Genomic DNA, 18,490 nt, shown 5'->3' with positions numbered 1-18,490 from the left:
TGATATATCATTTATCTACTATGAAATAAATGCAGGGCTACTGAGATAAATTTTTCGCAGCATCGAGCTGCGCAGGCACAGCAAGCAAGGAAAATTTGTCTCAGTAGCGGGTGATAGTATTTATCCTAATTTTATTTAAGAGCCACTATAGCAGTAGGTAAAAACAGTTGATGATAAAAAAAGACGTTAAGCATTTTCTTAGCGTCTTTTTTTGGCGTAGATTCTGGCCATATTTTTGTAAAGACTGCGCACAATCGTAGTAGTTTTGCTGCAAGCAATCGTGAACTCTGAAATCAACCGAAAACTTCGTTATACTTAGCGGTTCATTGGGCATTTATGCGTTCTTTAGTCCATTGTCCACATTATGATGTCGCTTTGAGTATTGGGTGACGCTTATTTCTTATTTTAGCTTTTTTAAGGCCATAGTATGACCGTTACCGATGCACCTATCATTACCTCATTACTTGACAATGATTTGTACAAATTTACGATGTTACAAGCCATGTTACATCAGTTTCCGCAGACACATGGTGTTTATCGCTTCCGTTGTCGTAATAATAAAGATGCCATCTATCCACTGTCTGACATCAAAGAACAACTAGAGAAACAATTAGACAGTTTATGTGAATTGCGTTTTTTAGAAGATGAGCTGGAGTATTTGCGCGGGCTACGCTTTATGCGCTCAGACTTTGTGGATTACCTAGAGTTGTTTAAGCTTAAACGCCGTTTTATCACCGTCAGTACCGATGGTCAAGGCCGTCTATTTATCGATATTGAAGGCCCAATGATTCAGGCCATGTTTTTTGAGGTTTTTGTGCTGGCGATTGTCAATGAACTTTATTTTAATGCGTTATCCAATGCCAGAGTGATTGCAGAAGGGCAGCGCAGATTGGATGAAAAAGTAGAGTTGTTACATCACTATGCAGCAGAACAAACGAAAAACGGCCATGATATACCGCCATTTATCGTCGCTGATTTTGGTACTCGCAGACGATTCAGCAAAGCGTGGCAGGCTCATGTGGTTGAGACTTTGCACAAAGCCGAGCCAAAAATCGTCAGTGGGACGTCCAACGTGTATTTGGCAAAAAAGCTGGGTATGACGCCCATAGGCACCATGGCGCATGAGTTTATGCAGGCCTTTCAGGCATTGGATGTGCGTTTACGTGATTCACAAAAAGCGGCGCTTGAAGCGTGGGTACACGAATATCGTGGTGATTTGGGGATTGCACTGACCGATGTTGTGGGGATGGATGCGTTTTTACGGGATTTTGATTTGTATTTTGCCAAGCTTTTTGATGGTCTGCGTCATGATAGTGGCGATCCCTATGTTTGGGGCGACAAGGCCATTGCGCATTACGAAAAATTAAAGATAGACCCCAAGACGAAAATCTTGACCTTTAGCGATGGTTTGGATCTCGAAAAGGCATGGGAGTTGCATCAATACTTCAAAGGCCGCATTAGAACCAGCTTTGGTATTGGCACCAATCTCACCAACGACATGGGCATAACACCGCTTAACATTGTCCTAAAACTGGTTGAGTGCAATGGACAACCAGTCGCCAAACTGTCCGACAGTCCAGGCAAGACCATGATTAATAATGACACGTATCTTGCCTATTTGCGCCAAGTGTTTGAAGTTGATGAGTTTGAATAAAGAGCGCTTAGCTGTCGCTACTTTCTACCTTATTTTCTTCGGAAAATGCGGCATCTAGCGCTTGTTGTACTGCATTGATGCGGGTTTCACAAATGCGATACGCAGCAATGGACTCTTCAACTGTGGTCATTAGATTGTCGATATCAGGCTCGTCTTGCTGCTGTAATTGCTCCGCATTGGTTTTGAGAATGTCGTAAGCCGCCTTAAAGGTTTTTGGGGCGGCTTTTTTACGTTTGCGAGTAGGAGTAGTCATAGTGTGTCCTAAATGTGTTTTAATATTGAAAAAATAAATAGATAAATAATGGCGGCATAATATCGTGTATCTATTTTATTTAGCATCGATCATATCAAGAATACGCGCTTTTGCTTTGCCATCTTTTAAAATGATATGAATGGTCTGCTCAGCATAAAGTTGGGTGCTACTGGTGAGTATCTGTTTGTCTTTTTCATCCGTAAGCATGGTATAGCCTTGCTTGAGCACACGAGAGGGTCTATGTAACAGCACAATATCCCGCAAATGCTCGCTATCCCGCTGAGCCTGTATCAGTTGCTGCTGACTGATTTTCCGAATGGTTTTTTGGTGATTTTCACTATAAGTAGTGGCTATGGATAATTGCTGATAAGCTGCGGCTTGTATTTGGGTCTTTAGCTCAGTAGTTTGCCTCGCGGCTTGCTTTACTTGGCGCTTGGCGCTTTGTTGAATGCTCTGCCATGCATAATCACTGTCTTTTTGTAGTGCGGTTAATTGCCCGATTGTTTGCGACTGTATTTGATTTAACTGGCGCGCAGTTTGTTGCTCAGCCATATTAAGTTGACGCTGGGCAGCTTGTTTGATTTTGGCTTGGTAGAGTAGGGTCTGAGTGACCAATTGAGCTAAATGACTGCTGATGGCGGCGATTACTTTGGACGGGGTGTCAAAGCTGGTGTGTGCAACCTCATCTAAGATAACGTTGTCTCGCTCGTGACCAATACCCACCCAGACAGGAATAGGCTGCTCAGCGACTAAAGCGGCAAGCTCATAATCGTTGAGATAAGCCAAATCACCCACGGCACCACCGCCGCGAATAATCACTAATAAATCAGGCAAACGCTGATACGTATCGTAAAATTGTTGCTGAGCGCTGACGATTGCTTGGCGAATTTCAGCGGGGGCATGATTGCCTTGAAAGGTGGCATTATGGTAGTGAAAGTGACATGCGCCTGCACTCGCTAAGCGATCGGCGTCCGCTTGGAAATCGCCCAAGCCTGCTGCTTTTTCAGGGGCGATAACCAGCACATGCTCGATATCAAACGGGGTAGGTAGCTGCTGATTAAGATATAGCAGTCCTTCGCCTGTCAGACGGTCAACCATTTGTGCATATTGTTTTGCCAAATCGCCTAACGTGTAGCTGGGGTCAATGTCTTCAATGGTCAGCGAAAAACCGTATTGCGCATGAAATCCTGCCGATACTTTGAGTAAAACGGTTAAATCGCGATCAAGTGGCATGCCAGTTGCGCGTTCGAACTTTGCTAACACGCGTGTCGCTTTGAAGCGCCAAAGGTTGCCACGGCAGCTGGCGACTACTTTTCCATCATCGTCTTTTTCTGCCAGTTCAAAATAATAGTGCCCACCTTTGCTCGATAAATTGCGAATCTCCGCCTTTACCCATACGCGGTGGTCAAAAGTTTGTTTGATGACCATGTCAACTGCTGACAAATAATCGCTTAAACGCAGAACCGTATCTTCCAAGTGGTCTTCTTGCTCAGCCAGTTCGGCCTCTAACGTTGCCAAATCCTTGGCAGGCGTTAATACTTTAGCTTTTGTAATATTTGAAAGATTGGGCTTGCGCATAATAGGACACCAACGGTGATTAAAACGTAAAGGCTAATTGTGATTGAACTGATTATGATAAGTAACATTTTTGAGAAGACAGTTTAACCCAAAAGCGTCCATACCAAAAGTAAAGCCAACAAGTCGCGATAGTGTGTCACGCAAACTTATTGGCTATAAGCGATTTTGATCCGTCAGGCAAAATATAAACACATAAAAAATCTACATTCAATAATTTTTAGCCGAGGTCAACTTAGTCTTTATAGAATTTAAGGACATTACTGACAGCGAAAGTTAATATTGTATTCATAATCGTCGCTACGTGATAAGTCAGGCGAGCCAGTACCAAAGATTGAGCCAACGACCGCGCCCACTTGACCCACCATACGGCCAGTGCGTTCATCTAAAATACCATTGTATTTTACAGTGTCATTGACGATAATCACTTGTTTGCTACGGCAGGTTTTTTGTGCACTGTCTAGCGCATTTTGTTGTGCTTTGACTTTGGTTTCTGCGATGCCAGTGGTCTCATAAGTAGCATTGGCGCGCTGGATAACAGGCGATGAAGGCGTACTTTGGCAAGCACTCAATGCAAGAGCGGCCACCAAAGTGGCGGTTAAGGTTGCGGTTTTATTAAACGTATTCATAGATAATTCCTAGTAATGGCAAATGGAGCATAAGCGTTGAGTCAAGGTTCAATCAGTATGAACAGAATCTAACCCATTCGCCACTCAAGTGTCTAGGCGGTTATTGTGTTATATATTGCCACACCCTTGCAGGTTAATATGGCATATTGACACAGCAAATCACTTGAAATATAAACCATATCTAGGATAATTGACGTATTCATTCTCAATCAGTAAGTGATTTTATGCAATTGATTCCTGCGCCTGCTGGCGTGCTCGAAGTCGACGCACTATGGCAACAAGACAATCCTAACGATCCAAGTACCGATACAGTGGCACTGCTTTGTCATCCCAACCCGTTGTTTGACGGTACGATGAACAACAAAGTGGTGACTACCATGTATCGTTTCGCCCGTGATAACGGTATGCATGTGGTACGTTTTAACTTTCGCGGTGTGGGTCAGTCAACGGGCGAACATGATTATGCGGAAGGTGAAGTCGTGGATGCAATGACCGTGTTACAATGGATTGCTGAACAAACCACGGCACGCAAACTATGGCTTGGCGGTTTTTCTTTTGGCGGATATGTGACCGCGCGCGTTGCTGAACAAGTGCTGGAAGCCTCTCATGTGTGGGGATTGGGCGATTTTGAAATTGCTAAAATAGCCCTTATTGCGCCGTCTGTCGAAAAAAACGACGGCAGCGATTTAACCCTGCCAGCTGATAGAACTTTTGAGATTTATGGCAATGCGGATGAGGTTATTGATCCTGACAATATGCAGGCGTTCGCTGACAGATTAGGCATTGCCGTCAGTGTCGTGGATGGCGCTGGTCACTTTTTTCACGGCCGCTTGTCTGAGCTGAAGGGTTTGTTGGAAAAACACAGTTTTGATAACGAGCGGTAGGTTTACCTATTAGTAGTGTTATTGTTAGAGCATAGCACAGCAGTTTTATTCAATAATGGCTTTTAATAGCGTTGTATCGATGTCATAAAGCAGCGTTAACCAATTATTTTAATATCCATTTTATCTAACGACGAGTCTTATTATGAGTCTATCTCCATTGCAACGTTACGAGCAAGCCGTCAGTACAGACGATTTTACTCGAGATGAGCAGCAATTCAAGGCCATGAGTTATCTTGATGAGATTTATCATCAGCTCATCAACAGTGCGGAACAAAAAAAGGGCTTCTTTAGTTTTCTAAAGTCTAAGCCTGCCGCACCGAAAGGTCTATATATGTGGGGCGGTGTCGGCCGCGGTAAAACATGGATGATGGATATGTTTTACGAGTCTTTGACTATTGACCGTAAGATGCGTCTGCATTTTCATCACTTCATGCAGCGTGTACATCAAGAGCTACATAAGCTACAAGGCGAGAGTGATCCTTTAGAGAAAGTCGCTGATATTATCTATGAAGAAGCCGTTATTATCTGTTTTGATGAGTTCTTTGTCTCTAATGTTTCGGACGCCATGATTTTAGGCGATTTGTTTACCATGCTTTTTAATCGCGGTATTACGTTGGTTGCCACATCAAACATTGAGCCGTCAGGACTTTATAAAGATGGTCTACATCGTAATCGCTTTTTGCCAGCCATTGCAGAAGTTGAGCGCCATACGACGGTGATGAATATTGATTCTGGCATTGACTATCGTTTGCGGGTTTTGCAGCAAGCCGAATTGTATGAGTCGCCCATGACCAAAGCCAACCATCATTGGTTAGCCAACCGTTTTGCCAGCTTATCTAACAATCAAAAAATCAGTAATGAGCCTATTACTATTAATGGCCGTGAAGTCAAAATTAATGCTCGTACTGAAGATATCTTGTTCTGTGATTTTCGTCATTTATGTATGGAGCCACGTTCTGCCTCTGATTTTATTGAAATTGCCAAAAAGTTCAACACCGTACTGGTCAATTCAGTGCCAGCATTAGATGATGATCTGCGTGATCCGACGCGTCGTTTTATTTACCTTGTTGATGAGTTTTATGATCGCCGTGTAAAGCTGCTAGTCCGAGCAGAGCAATCGATTTTGGATTTGTATCAAGGAGAAAAGTTGGCGTTTGAGATTGAGCGTACACGTTCGCGCTTGTTAGAGATGCAATCAGAAGATTATTTACGAATGGCGCATCGCGTTGAAGACGCGGCATAATGTCACGTCTTCATGTTATTGAATATCAATCATAATTCAAGTATAAAAGAACGCGTTTTTGAGTGAAGAACAGCAACAGATAATAATAAATAGGGAATGATAATGCTTTCATCTGATATAAACGATCAAGAGAAAAGTGACGAAAAAATAACTGCCAAAGTGCTGATTGAATGGATCAATTCAAGACGCAGTATGGGGAACTTGGATGCACCAGCGCCGACTCGTGCCCAAATCGAAGTGGCCATTGAGTGTGCAGCAACAGCACCCGATCACAAAAAACTGCGTCCATGGCGCTTTATAGTCACAGAAGGTGAGTCGCGTCATGAGTTGGGCCATGCTTTGGTTAAAGCCGCCCAAGAAAAAGCGACGCAAGAGGGCGAAGTATTGTCCGAAAAAGACATCAAAAAAACCCAAACCATGCCGTTACGTGCGCCCCTCATCATCACGGTTGTCACTAAGATACAAGTACACAAAAAAGTCCCGCCTTTTGAGCAAATGCTCAGCGCTGGTGCTGCTGTACAAAACCTCATTCTGGCGTTAAAAGCGCAAGGATTTAGTACGGTATGGCGGACGGGGCTGCTATGTAATGAACCTGCTGTAAAAGCGTATTTTGATGTCGGCCCAGATGATTATGTGACGGCTTTTGTTTATACTGGCACAGCTCCCAAAGAGGAACCTACACGTAAGCCAATGGATATCGAGCCGTTAGTACGATTTGAGTCATAGTATTAATGAGTCACAGTATATGTGATCGCTGTCTATCGTTATCATTAGGTCGACATAAACAAGACTCAATTTATTTGCTCTCTACTATAGGTGAATATAAAAGCGAGTCTTAAAACTCAATGATGATACATATTATTAATAATAAGTCAGTCAACACGGATAAAAGAACATGACCAGCTCTAATAATAGTAATAAAGATATTGGTAACGACAATAGTGACATGGACAATACTACGCCTGAGAAGCAAAACAGTCTGCTGGCAGGTATCATCGAACGTGCTAGCAAATCAGGTATCGGCCGCAAGAAACTCAATCCTAGCGCGGTAGAGTCAGCAGTGGCAAAAAACATGGCAGATATACATAATAGCCCGACTAAGCTGCGTTTGGCATTTTTAGGGGGCGGTAGTTTTGGTACTGCTATGGCAAACTTAGCGGCACGTAATGGCTGTGACACCACGCTATGGGTACGGAACAAACGTGCGGTTAAGGCCATGGCAAAAACCCAGACCAATAAAAAATATCTGCCAAGTTATAAGCTAGATGATCGTTTGAAGTACAGTCATGATTTGGCGATGGCAGTGAAAGACAAAGACATTATTTTTATCGCGGTACCGGGTTTGGCTTTTCGCGAAACCTTAAAAAGCATCGCGCCTTTTATCAGTGGTCAGTCTATCGTGTCATTGACCAAAGGAATGGAAAAAGATACGTTTGCTTTGATGAGTGACATCATTAAGGATGAATTGCCAGAAGTAAATTTTGGGGTAATGTCAGGGCCAAACCTTGCTATCGAAATTATGAAAAACATGCCATCGGCTACTGTTATCGCTAGTGATTCTGAGCCACTGCGTCATGCAGTGCAAGCCGCGCTGCACAGTGCTTTTTTTCGCGTATTTGCGAGCGATGATGTTAAGGGCGTGGAGCTTGGCGGCGCGCTCAAAAATATTTACGCAATTGCGATGGGCATGGCCGCCGCCTATGATGTGGGCGAAAACACCAAAGCGATGATATTGACGTGTGCCTTGGCAGAGATGAGTCGTTTTGGGGTAGAAGCTGGTGCAAATCCGTTGACCTTTTTGGGGCTTTCTGGTGTCGGGGATTTATACGCAACCTGTAGCTCAGAATTGAGTCGCAACTATCGTATCGGCAACATGCTCGGCCGTGGTATGAATATCGATGCAGCCGTGAAAAAGCTTGGTCAGACGGCTGAAGGGGTCAATACTATTCAGCAAGTACACGAAAAAGCCACCAAAGATGGCATCTATATGCCCATTACTCATGCACTTTATGCGGTCATTTACGAAGACAAAGCTGCATTAGGCGTTGCGTTACATCTGATGGAAGCTGGCTTTCGCAGTGACGTTGAGTTCGTAATGGCTCATGATCATAGTAATGCGACGCTGACTGCCCAGATGAAGTCATCAAACAGCCACACTGAAGATGAAAAAGACGATACAGACAGTAAATAACATGACGTTTATGACAGCAGCGCTCAAGCTATTATTAAGGTATTAATGACATGCGGCGCTGCTAAATATAGTGCGCCAAAACATATGACAAGGAAGGTTATGAAAATTATACTAGTACGTCATGGTCAAGCAGAAGATGAGACGCGTCCAGATAGCGCGCGTCAATTGACAGACTTTGGACAACAGCAAGCCGCACAAACCGCAGAATATGTGACGACTCGCTATCATCTAGATCGTTTTGTTGTGAGTCCTTATGATCGGGCGCAGCAAACATTAGCAGAATTTCAATTGCGAGCGCCGCAAGTACCCTCAATGGTACAGGACAATATCACGCCTTCTGACGATGCTCATAAGGCTCTAGTAGACATTGCTAAGATAGAAGCAGAGTGTCTCGTGGTGGTATGTCATATGTCTATCGTTGCCAATATTGCTGGGTTGCTAACGGGTGAGTATCCTGAGTCTTTCTCTTTAGCGGAAGCACGGGTATTTGAGATGGATTTTGTGATGAGCGGTATGGCCAGTGAGGTTGATCGTTTCGTTCCCGATCAACCGTACTAAGAATAATTGCATTTCTGTAATCAATCCACTATAAGCTGAATACAGCCCCTATATAACTGCTTCAATGATTAAGGACACGCTTAGTGTTACATGTTTGGTTACGAGCGCAGCATAGCCCACTAGCGGTCTGGCATGAAGATGTGCAACAATGGCAATCGGTCGATGGTTGGCAACAGCTGCAAGCTATCTATGGCAGCTTTAAGACCAATGCACGAAAGACATTGTGTCTGTATTTTCCTTCAACCCATGTATTACAAGTTGATACTGCGCTGAATACAGCTCAGCTTAAGCAGCTAGGTAATAGTGGCAAGCAGTATCTGTTTGAAGAAACCTCGTTGACACCAGTTGAGCAGTTGTCCATTCGCCAAGTCAGTTATGCGGATAATCATTATCTGTATGCACTGGCGCAAAGCGATATCGAATCATGGCAGCAAAGCGCCACACTGGCTGGCATGAGTATAGCGGCATTGCTTCCTGATTTTTTATTGTTGCCAATACCAATCGAGCCTGCAAGCCAGCAAGTCACGCTCTACCAAGATACCCAAACCATGCTACTGCGTCAGTCATTACATCACGGCATGGCTGTTAGCTATTTGCCATTGGTTTTTGAGCGTTTTCCGCAGTTAAGTGAAGTAAATGTACTGCCCTCTATTGAAACCTCTGATCACTCCTTCCTTCAATCTGCTAGCGATAATGTGAGTGAAATTGTCACATCTGATGATAGTAGTGATCTACAAAAACCATCAGTCACCGCTGACTTTTTAGTGCAAACAGAACGGCTTATCACTGAGCATCAGCTGCTATTCACCAATCTATCTGTGGCGCCAAAGCCTGTTGACAATCCTGAACGTCATGCGCTTAATTTCTTTATTAAATCTACAGATTCACAATTGTCTCCGTATTTACGGGTGGCAATGATGGTCGCCTTGTCAGCGTTGGTACTACAGATGGCAACCGATGGCGTGCAATGGTATCAGTACAAGGAAGCGACAGCGGCGACTAAGACAGAGATTGCTAGGCAGTATCAATCTTGGTTTGCGGATGAACCACTGAGCGCACGGACAAAATTGCAAGTACAGCTGCAACCCAAGCTGCGTAGTGACAGCCAAGCTCCAGCCGCGCATATGGCTGCTTTGGCACGTATATCACCTTTAATCAAACAATCGTCGTTGCGTGCGCAGACGCTTGTAATGCAGCCGTCGACACTTAGTTTTACTTTGATTGCGCCTGACCGTGGTAGTCTGGATCAATTTACGAGTACGCTCACTGCCCAAGGTTTAAATGCCAAGCTTGCGCAAGTAAACAGTAATGAGCAAGGGCAGTTTAGTGGTCAAATCACAGTGAATGTCGTAGAAAATAATGATACCCAAACGAATATAGCGACATCATAAGCTACTGGCCATATAAATGACGGCAATAAAGGTGAGAAAATGAAACGATTAAAGCGCCGCGCAAAACGTACTGTCGTACTCTCTGATAATAGGGTCGGTATGGATAGCAATGTCTTATCAGAGCGCATGAACCGTTACCAAAATACTCTATCGTCGCGCTGGCAAGCCCTGTCACCACGCGATCAATTGGCATTAGCTATCCTGTCTGCATTTTTGCTCTTGTTTGTTGGGGGCTACGGTGGTTACAGTCTGCATCAAGCTGCAAACAGCAGCAAAAGCGACTATCAGGAGCAGGTGGCTGATTATTTTTGGTTACGGGCACAAGCGGGTAATATCGATAGCAATGCGATGAATGCTGCCAGCACAGTGGATGGTGAGGCAGCAATGCCACCTGCCAATACGATTAGTACACTGTTGAGCAATTCAGGTATTGCAAACGCCCAAGTGGTGGCAGCTGGCGATGCGGTGCAATTGAGCTTTAATCACGCCAGTCAAGCAGTGGTCAGTGCAGCACTTGGCAAGCTTGAACAACAAGGCTGGCAATTCACGCAGCTATCGATGCAGCAAGACCTCACCAATAAATCTATTCAAGTGCAAGCAACCGTTACTTCATAAAAATATATTTTGTTAGAGTTAATTTAATAATATTTATTTAAAACGCTTTCTAAATCAGTAATTTGAAGTCATTCTTATTGAAAAACTGCATGTCTGGCACAATCAAACAGGTATTAGTTACTATCAGACATGGATATTTACGATGAACTATTCTCCTGAGCACAAAGTTGATGAACCAACGCCTCGGCCAACTAAGACGGCTGACAGTAATCACCGTAATTCCGTTGGTACAATGTCTGATCATGAGGTTGCCCAAAGGGGACAGCACAATATGATGAGCGATACTAAACGCCGCTCTTTAATCACGTACAATCACATTACTTACTTTTTGTATGTGATCAGCTATTTTACGGCTGGTCTACTATGGATCGTCCCGATTGTGATGAACTATGCGAAGCGCCGTGATGCCGATGGCTCATGGCTGGCCACGCATTTCGATTGGCAGATTAAGACCTTTTGGTACAGTATTGTGTGGTTCTTTTTAGGTATTATTATCATCACCTTTGCGTTAGGTGGGTTTGGCGTAAGTATGTTAGCGGATAGCGGTAGCATTGCCCTTGGGTCAGTGCTATTGGCTGGATTCGGTCTTCTCATTATGACGTTTACCTTTATTTGGCATCTTTACCGCATTGTTCGTGGTTGGATAGCCCTGACTGATGGTCGTCCTGTGCCTTAATCTCTTCTAGCTAATGGTTGGGTATTGCAAACTTCGCCCAACCTATGTGCTACTTAATTCGGCTTATAGTGACAACTAGCCTATTGATAAATTTTGACGTCCTTCGTTCAACTCTGTAGCATCTTTTTCTAAATAGCCAGTCAATGCCAGTTTATACATGCTGACTACTGTTTTAATGTGGAAATTTACCGCATGAAACTTTGCTCTTATTTCTGTTAAGCTGATATAATCGCAGCGCTTGATTTTATTCGTACTTCTCATTCACTATTTCTTTCGAGCAGGGTCTGTCATTCCTATGTCTTATGCCTTACTTCGCCCTTTTTTGTTTAATATGGATCCTGAACACGCCCACGAAATGACTTTGTCTTTATTGGATAAAGCTCATAAAGCGCGTGTTTTGGGTTTGGTATACGGTCAGTCGATGCAGCCAACAGACTGTATGGGATTGCAGTTTGCTAATCCAGTCGGCTTAGCCGCAGGATTGGATAAAAATGGTGATTATATCGATGCGCTCGCTGAGCTGGGCTTTGGTTTCATAGAAGTGGGTACGGTTACCCCAAGGCCACAAATAGGCAATGAAAAGCCAAGGTTATTTAGAATTAAACAAGCGGATGCCATTATTAACCGTATGGGCTTTAATAACCAAGGTATTGACTATCTAATCGACAATGTCAAACGCTGCAAATACAAAGGCAATATCGGTATTAATATTGGCAAAAATGCCGACACACCTGTAGAGCAGGCCGCTGATGATTATGTCTATTGCCTAGAGCGTGCCTATCCACATGCTTCGTATATTACCGTCAATATCTCATCTCCAAATACCAAAAACTTACGTGATCTGCAAAGTGGGGAAGCACTCACTCAGCTGTTGGATACGATTAAAAACCGCCACAGTCAGTTGGCGACCGAATATGGTTTTTATGTACCATTGGTACTCAAAGTAGCGCCTGACTTAGAGCCGCTGCAAGTAGATTATATCTCACAGCAGCTACTAGATTTTGAGATTGATGGTTTGATTGCGACTAATACAACGTTGAGCCGTGTGGGTGTTGAAGATTTGCATGATGGGAACCAAACGGGTGGTCTATCAGGTCGTCCAGTGAGCCACATTAGCACTCAGATTTTACAACAATTCTCCGATCAGCTGGATGGTAAAGTAGCGTTGATTGGGGTAGGTGGTATTGATAGTGGCGTCAAGGCCGTTAAGAAGATTGAAGCGGGGGCGGATATGGTGCAGCTTTATACTGGTCTTATCTATCGAGGGCCTGGGCTGGTACAGTCTTGTATTCAGGCAATCGGCGGTTATTACGATGCGATGGAGCTCTAGCCAACCGATCAACTGCTGGTATCTCAGTAAAACCGCTCGAGACCGAGTAAGCAATGCTTGGTGATAAATGGAATCATTACAAATCAACCTTACTATAAAAACCTAAGTAAACATCCGATAAGAATGAATAGGGTATGAGGCATAAAACATGAGTGGTCTGGATATCGTGATTGCTGTTGTTGTCTTGATTGGCTTATGGCGAGGCTTTCAATTAGGACTGGTGAAAACTGCAGTTGGCTTGGTTGGTTGGTTGATCGCTTTGATCGCTGCTACTCGGCTAGCAGGCTCTGTATCGCCTCAATTATCAGGCATTGTACAAAATCCTGTTTTGCAAATGGCAATGGCATTTTTATTAGTGGTGATTGTTATATTGGCCGTTATGCATTTGGTTGCTTTTGTGTTTTCAGGGGTGCTCAAAACCCTTCGTTTAGGTATTGTGGACAAGATGGCAGGCGGTGTACTAGGAGCTGCCAAAAATGTACTGATGGTATTGGTTGTGCTTAGTGTCAGTGCACCGTTGTTGGTACAAATGCCGCAATGGCAAACTTCAGTGCTTGCACCTGAGCTGATGCCTTATGCGCCAATGGGTAAAGAGCTAGTCTCAGACGTCATGGGTATGGCTTGGGATCAAGTCAATCAATCATAAGTGTTTATACTTGCAATTTTAACATGATGTTTTTTATCATTTTTGTTTTATTAGTATCAACTGTATCCTTGATAAAAATTTATAGGACAGCAGTTAGGGTTTATAGATGACGATGGATAAATGATTGATTTGTAGATAATTAACAAAGCAACTATTCATTTATTTTCTAATTAACATCATCAAGTGGGCGGTTGAGTGGCAGCCAGTACTTCGAATGGTACTGTCAGAAATTTTGCCGTTATTGTATTACAAATATATGAGTCAAAATAGGATATAACTATGTGTGGAGTCATTGGGGTTGCAGCTCATGAGCCAGTCAATCAGATTCTTTATGACGGCTTAACGATGTTACAGCATCGTGGGCAGGATGCAGCGGGTATTGTCACTTTGCAAGATGGGCGACTCTATCTACGTAAAGAAAATGGCATGGTACGTGATGTTTTTATGAATCGCCACATGATGAAATTGGTCGGTAAGTTCGGTATCGGGCATGTGCGTTATCCAACAGCTGGTACCTCTAGCAGTGCTGAAGCTCAGCCTTTTTATGTAAACTCGCCTTATGGTATTACGCTTGCGCACAATGGTAATTTAACCAACGCTGAAAGTTTGGCCAAGTCATTATACATCGAAGATCGTCGCCATCTAAATACAGATTCAGACTCCGAAGTACTATTAAATGTACTTGCGCACGAAATGCAAAATTTGGACAAAACCCATCCAACGGCCGCTGATATTTTTGAAGCAGTAACGGCTGTTTATGGCCGCTGTGAAGGCGCTTATGGTGTGGTGGCTTTGATTACTGGTCATGGGTTACTTGCTTTTCGGGATCCGAACGGTATTCGTCCGCTTATTTTTGGTAAGCGTATGGCAGAAAATGGTGGCACCGAATATATGGTTGCCTCAGAGTCAGTGGCGTTGACAGGATCAGGTTTTAGCATCATCCGTGATGTCAAACCAGGGGAAGCTATTTTTATTGATTTGGATCACAAGCTACACACTCATCAGTGCGTAGAGCAGAAAGAATACACTCCTTGTATCTTCGAATATGTGTATTTTGCCCGTCCAGATTCAATTATGGACAATATCTCAGTTTACAAATCACGCTTACGTATGGGTGAAAAACTGGCAGACAAAATTCTTGCTGAATGGGGCGAGGATCATGATATCGATGTGGTTATTCCTATTCCGGATACCTCGCGTACGTCAGCGATGGAATTGGCGCTTAAGATGAATGTCAAATACCGTGAAGGGTTTATGAAGAACCGCTACATCGGTCGTACGTTCATTATGCCCGGTCAGCAACAACGCAAAAAGTCAGTTCGTCAAAAGCTCAGCGCCGTACCATTAGAGTTCAAAGGTAAAAACGTGCTGTTGGTTGACGATTCTATCGTTCGTGGTACGACGTGTCATGAAATTATTCAAATGGCGCGAGACGCTGGTGCGAATAAGGTATTTTTTGCTAGTGCTTCACCACCGGTAAAATATCCCAATGTTTATGGCATCGATATGCCCGTACGTAGTGAGCTGATTGCCTCAGGACACACGGTAGAGGAAGTGCGTGACATTATCGGAGCTGATCGATTGATTTTCCAAGATTTAGATGACTTAATTGACGCCGTAAAAGATACCAAACACAGTAAAGTCGCAGGTTTCGATTGTGCGGTATTTAATGGTTGTTATATTACTGGTCAGATCAATGAAGCGTACCTTGAGCATTTGCAAGAGCAGCGTAATGACACTGCCAAGACTGGTAAAAAAGGCGTGCAGATCGTTGCTGATACGCCAGTCGATATGACGGGTGTTGAAGAGATGTAAAAGTCGGAAAATCAAAAATAGCTCAGAAAGTAAAAAAGGCTGAATTCTTGCGAGAGTTCAGCCTTTTTTTATGCTCAAAGTAGGGTTGTTTTCTTGTTTTCTTGTTTTCTTGTTTTTAGCGTATTTCGTGATTATCTTTAGCTGATATCATTCATTTGCACTATTGGCCTAAGAGGCTCGCAAACACCCACAATAAACCATTAATTGCTGCAATACCGACAACCATACTGACCAAAAGCTGACGGCTGATATGATAAGTAAACAACACCAAAACCAGCGCGCCAATTTGTGCCATCAGTAAATGCAACTCTGGGCTACTCATGCTGGCAGTCGCTGACAGATTCTGATAAGAAAGGCTGGTCAAAATAAGTAATACCATGACCGATAGCGGTAAGCTCTCGTTCAATCGATGTAGCCAAGGCGTGTCCAAAAGCTTCTTAGGTATTAACGCTGGAAGGGCACGAGTGACAAAAGTAACAGCGGCCATCGCAAAGGTTGCAAAAATAAGATAACTACTGCTCATGGTTTCCTCCTGTTAGACTGCGTTGTGTCCAAATACCCCGTGCTAAAATCAGCAGCATACAGATAGTAATGGCCACTAATAATAACCAATTGCTAGTAAATAAAGAGGCTGCGACTAAAGAAACCACAGCAATACCGATTGAAAAATAACGTTTGATGCTTTGAAATTGCTCATAAGCTAGAATTGCAAACAGACAAACCAAAGCGAAGTCCAAATGTGGCACCATATCGCTCAGCGCGCTACCGATTAATACCCCAATGGCACTTGCTAGCACCCACCAACTTTGATTAAATAAACTGATGGGCAGCATCAAAGCTTGTCGTGACTCATTAGGCAAACTGGTGATGATTGAAAAAGTCTCATCAGTAAGCGCAAACAAGCAATAGGTTTTGGCGAGCTTTTGTTTCGGTAGATACTTTAGTAATGGCATACCATAAAATACATGGCGTAAGTTGATAGCGGCAATATTGGTCGCGATATTACCAATCGGTAAGCCAGCGCTCAGCATTGGCAAGCAGGCATACTGAGCAGCACCAGCATACAGTACAGTACTCAGCATGATGACTGCCCACATAGGGATACCAGCCACTTGGGCAAGCACTCCGAAGGCAATGCCTGCTGGTAAGTAACCCATTGCTACTGGCAGACTTTTTTTGAAGCCTTCAGCCCAATCGGAGCGAGTTTCAAACTGTTGGTTTAATTCATTTGAGCGAGTAGTCACGTGATATCCTAATTTTTCTGACTATAGTCAGTTCAACATAAAAGATATGCAGCAAAACTGGGATAAATTTTTTGTAGCCTCTGTCTGCGAAGGTACAGCAAGCAAGAAAAATTTGTACCAGTCTTTCGTCGTAATGTCGTGTATCTATTTTATCCAGCCTCTATTTAATTAAAAAGTGCATTAAACATTGGGTTGTAATTTTTCATAGCTCCCTGTTTGCTGAATGCAGTATAAAAAGCCCCCTAAAATAATGAATCTCAAGAGTAGTAAACACCATACGCTTAGCCAAATCCCCGTCATACCCCATTGCTGATAGAGCAGCCAACTAACTGGAAAAAAGATAGCGGCTAATACTAAGGCAGCATTGCGAATGACACTACCTGCCGTTAAACCAAAAAATATACCGTCTAACCAATAAGCACCGACTCCGATGAGTGGCAGCAATACGGCATAAAGATGATAGTCATAAGCCAGCGCAAAGACGGGTTCGATATTGGTCATAAATTGCAAATACGTTGGCATCACCAGCCACCATATCGCACTTAACGTTATGGCAAGCCCATAACTGACGACACCTGTGCGCTTTACGATAACACGAAAGCGTGACCAATCACGTCGCCCTGCAGCTTGACCGCTTAACGTTTCAGCAGAGACGGCTACGCCATCAAGCGCAAAGGCTGAAATACTTAATACTTGAAGCAAAATAGCATTGGCCGCCAGTATGATATCTCCACTTTGGGCAGAAAGACGTGTGATCCAAGCAAAGCTCAACGTTAGGATAAGCGTGCGAATAAAAATATCTTTATTGAGCGAAAATAGCCTAAGCAATCTATCTTTAGTAAAATGCTGTCGGTCAGCTTTAAATAGCACTGTCCATGATATTTTAAGATGTCGACGACTTAACCATAGCGCCAACAATACACCTAACCAAAACGCAATGGTCGTGCCAAGCGCCACCCCAACCAGACCCATTTGCATTGTAAAGACAAAAAATAAGGTCAGTACAATATTAAGTATGGCAATAAAGCCTTGTTGGTAGAGCATATAACGTGTCTTGCCTTGACCTGCAAACCAGCCAATAAATGCAAAGTTCATCAGCTCAGCAATAACGCCCCAAAAGCGTACATCTAAATAGGTTTTCGCAGCGCGACCACTATCAGGATTGGCTGATAGGGCCTGCAAACCAAAATCAATCAGCCATGGTTTTGCCAATAAGAGAACGGCGCCAATCACAAATGCCAATAGTAAAGCACGCTGTAAGATAGACAGTAGAGGTGATGGTGTTAGATTTAAAGGTTTTGCCGCGTTATTTACTGCATTGGTTATAGCATTGTCAGTATGGCTCTCTGCTTGACCAAGTGCCTGAGCCGACAGTCCAGATGAAGCGTATTGTAAAAAGTTAAAACTGACAAGTAACAAAGACAGTAATTGTATGGCCAAACCCATACCAGCAAGTTTGGCCGCATCGTTCATATTGCCTACAATCGCTGTATCGATAACGCTTTGTAGTGGCATCGCAAGATTTGCCAATAATACTGGCAAAGCGATAGTAATAATACGCGTGTAACGAGTATCGATGGGAAGCATCATACTAGATGGTGGTGTGGTCATGGGCATTTTTGGCTCGTTTATACTTAAACCATGAAAAGAGTGCTGTTCGTTAATCGACACCACTAGGCCAATCAGCGTAACAAGTTGAGTAGTGGAGATAAAACAGTTACAAAGACAAAAGCACCTAGACTCACTATTAATGAGTCAGGTGCCTTTATTTAAAGATTGTTACCTT

19 protein-coding genes are annotated in these 18,490 nt (G+C 43.4%); 12 read left to right on the top strand and 7 right to left on the bottom strand.

All coding sequences use genetic code 11. The features are described 5' to 3' along the window. Nucleotides 1-427 precede the first annotated feature (427 nt). Nucleotides 428-1,654 carry a nicotinate phosphoribosyltransferase gene (pncB, locus tag M917_RS10210; protein WP_021814759.1) on the top strand — a complete coding sequence of 409 codons (1,227 nt, stop codon included), beginning with the start codon at nucleotides 428-430 and terminating at the stop codon, nucleotides 1,652-1,654. A 7-nt stretch (nucleotides 1,655-1,661) separates the two neighbouring features. Here the strand turns inward: pncB and xseB are convergent, their stop codons facing one another. From xseB to M917_RS10195, 3 genes are all read right to left on the bottom strand, one after another. Beyond that, on the bottom strand, nucleotides 1,662-1,907 hold the full coding sequence (gene xseB, locus M917_RS10205; RefSeq protein WP_021814758.1) for an exodeoxyribonuclease VII small subunit: 246 nt from the start codon (nucleotides 1,905-1,907) through the stop codon (nucleotides 1,662-1,664). 75 nt (nucleotides 1,908-1,982) lie between these two features. Beyond that, nucleotides 1,983-3,485 (bottom strand): exodeoxyribonuclease VII large subunit, encoded by a 1,503-nt coding sequence (xseA, locus tag M917_RS10200; RefSeq protein ID WP_021814757.1) that lies wholly within the window; start codon nucleotides 3,483-3,485, stop codon nucleotides 1,983-1,985. 257 nt (nucleotides 3,486-3,742) lie between these two features. After that, nucleotides 3,743-4,111, bottom strand: coding sequence for a hypothetical protein (locus M917_RS10195; RefSeq protein ID WP_021814756.1), 369 nt, complete (start codon nucleotides 4,109-4,111; stop codon nucleotides 3,743-3,745). Between the two features lie 224 nt (nucleotides 4,112-4,335). Between M917_RS10195 and M917_RS10190 the strand changes: the two genes are divergently transcribed. The 8 genes from M917_RS10190 to M917_RS10155 all read left to right on the top strand — a co-directional run bounded on the left by M917_RS10190 (nucleotide 4,336) and on the right by M917_RS10155 (nucleotide 11,669). Continuing rightward, nucleotides 4,336-4,995, top strand: a complete 660-nt coding sequence (locus M917_RS10190; protein WP_021814755.1) for an alpha/beta hydrolase — start codon at nucleotides 4,336-4,338, stop codon at nucleotides 4,993-4,995. A gap of 142 nt (nucleotides 4,996-5,137) precedes the next feature. Continuing rightward, on the top strand, nucleotides 5,138-6,238 hold the full coding sequence (zapE, locus tag M917_RS10185) for a cell division protein ZapE (RefSeq protein WP_021814754.1): 1,101 nt from the start codon (nucleotides 5,138-5,140) through the stop codon (nucleotides 6,236-6,238). Between the two features lie 96 nt (nucleotides 6,239-6,334). Further along, a complete protein-coding gene (locus M917_RS10180) occupies nucleotides 6,335-6,964 on the top strand; it encodes a nitroreductase family protein (protein ID WP_084606229.1) in 630 nt (209 codons plus the stop codon). 220 nt (nucleotides 6,965-7,184) lie between these two features. Continuing rightward, nucleotides 7,185-8,429 (top strand): NAD(P)H-dependent glycerol-3-phosphate dehydrogenase, encoded by a 1,245-nt coding sequence (locus tag M917_RS10175; protein WP_406622049.1) that lies wholly within the window; start codon nucleotides 7,185-7,187, stop codon nucleotides 8,427-8,429. A gap of 99 nt (nucleotides 8,430-8,528) precedes the next feature. Further along, nucleotides 8,529-8,987, top strand: coding sequence for a SixA phosphatase family protein (locus tag M917_RS10170; RefSeq protein WP_021814751.1), 459 nt, complete (start codon nucleotides 8,529-8,531; stop codon nucleotides 8,985-8,987). Between the two features lie 83 nt (nucleotides 8,988-9,070). Next, nucleotides 9,071-10,378 (top strand): type II secretion system protein GspL, encoded by a 1,308-nt coding sequence (gene gspL, locus M917_RS10165; protein WP_021814750.1) that lies wholly within the window; start codon nucleotides 9,071-9,073, stop codon nucleotides 10,376-10,378. A 39-nt stretch (nucleotides 10,379-10,417) separates the two neighbouring features. After that, the gene (gene gspM / locus M917_RS10160; RefSeq protein ID WP_021814749.1) at nucleotides 10,418-10,993 is read left to right on the top strand and encodes a type II secretion system protein GspM; all 576 of its coding nucleotides are present in this window, start codon (nucleotides 10,418-10,420) and stop codon (nucleotides 10,991-10,993) included. A 142-nt stretch (nucleotides 10,994-11,135) separates the two neighbouring features. Then, nucleotides 11,136-11,669: a DUF4870 family protein gene (locus tag M917_RS10155; protein WP_021814748.1), complete on the top strand. Its 534-nt coding sequence runs from the start codon at nucleotides 11,136-11,138 to the stop codon at nucleotides 11,667-11,669. 75 nt (nucleotides 11,670-11,744) lie between these two features. Here M917_RS10155 and M917_RS10150 read toward each other — a convergent pair whose 3' ends face one another. After that, on the bottom strand, nucleotides 11,745-11,930 hold the full coding sequence (locus M917_RS10150; protein WP_021814747.1) for a hypothetical protein: 186 nt from the start codon (nucleotides 11,928-11,930) through the stop codon (nucleotides 11,745-11,747). 34 nt (nucleotides 11,931-11,964) lie between these two features. Here M917_RS10150 and M917_RS10145 point away from each other — a divergent pair, with 34 nt between their 5' ends. The 3 genes from M917_RS10145 (at nucleotide 11,965) to purF (ending at nucleotide 15,460) form a co-directional block, all read left to right on the top strand. Beyond that, complete coding sequence (locus M917_RS10145; RefSeq protein ID WP_021814746.1) at nucleotides 11,965-12,999, top strand: quinone-dependent dihydroorotate dehydrogenase; 1,035 nt, start codon at nucleotides 11,965-11,967, stop codon at nucleotides 12,997-12,999. A gap of 148 nt (nucleotides 13,000-13,147) precedes the next feature. After that, entirely contained in the window at nucleotides 13,148-13,645 is a 498-nt protein-coding gene (locus M917_RS10140) for a CvpA family protein (protein ID WP_021814745.1), read from the top strand. A gap of 279 nt (nucleotides 13,646-13,924) precedes the next feature. Beyond that, nucleotides 13,925-15,460, top strand: a complete 1,536-nt coding sequence (gene purF / locus M917_RS10135) for an amidophosphoribosyltransferase (RefSeq protein ID WP_021814744.1) — start codon at nucleotides 13,925-13,927, stop codon at nucleotides 15,458-15,460. Between the two features lie 160 nt (nucleotides 15,461-15,620). Here the strand turns inward: purF and M917_RS10130 are convergent, their stop codons facing one another. The 3 genes from M917_RS10130 to M917_RS10120 all read right to left on the bottom strand — a co-directional run bounded on the left by M917_RS10130 (nucleotide 15,621) and on the right by M917_RS10120 (nucleotide 18,321). After that, nucleotides 15,621-15,983, bottom strand: coding sequence for an AzlD domain-containing protein (locus M917_RS10130; RefSeq protein WP_021814743.1), 363 nt, complete (start codon nucleotides 15,981-15,983; stop codon nucleotides 15,621-15,623). Then, nucleotides 15,973-16,704 (bottom strand): AzlC family ABC transporter permease, encoded by a 732-nt coding sequence (locus M917_RS10125; RefSeq protein ID WP_021814742.1) that lies wholly within the window; start codon nucleotides 16,702-16,704, stop codon nucleotides 15,973-15,975. The genes M917_RS10130 and M917_RS10125 overlap by 11 nt, the downstream gene beginning before the upstream one ends. 180 nt (nucleotides 16,705-16,884) lie before the next feature. Continuing rightward, nucleotides 16,885-18,321, bottom strand: coding sequence for an MATE family efflux transporter (locus tag M917_RS10120; RefSeq protein WP_021814741.1), 1,437 nt, complete (start codon nucleotides 18,319-18,321; stop codon nucleotides 16,885-16,887). Between the last annotated feature and the right edge of the window lie 169 nt (nucleotides 18,322-18,490).

Origin of the sequence: Psychrobacter aquaticus CMS 56 (assembly GCF_000471625.1) — a bacterium.
In the GTDB taxonomy this organism is placed as follows: domain Bacteria; phylum Pseudomonadota; class Gammaproteobacteria; order Pseudomonadales; family Moraxellaceae; genus Psychrobacter; species Psychrobacter aquaticus.
This window is presented reverse-complemented; position numbering and strand designations above follow the sequence as displayed.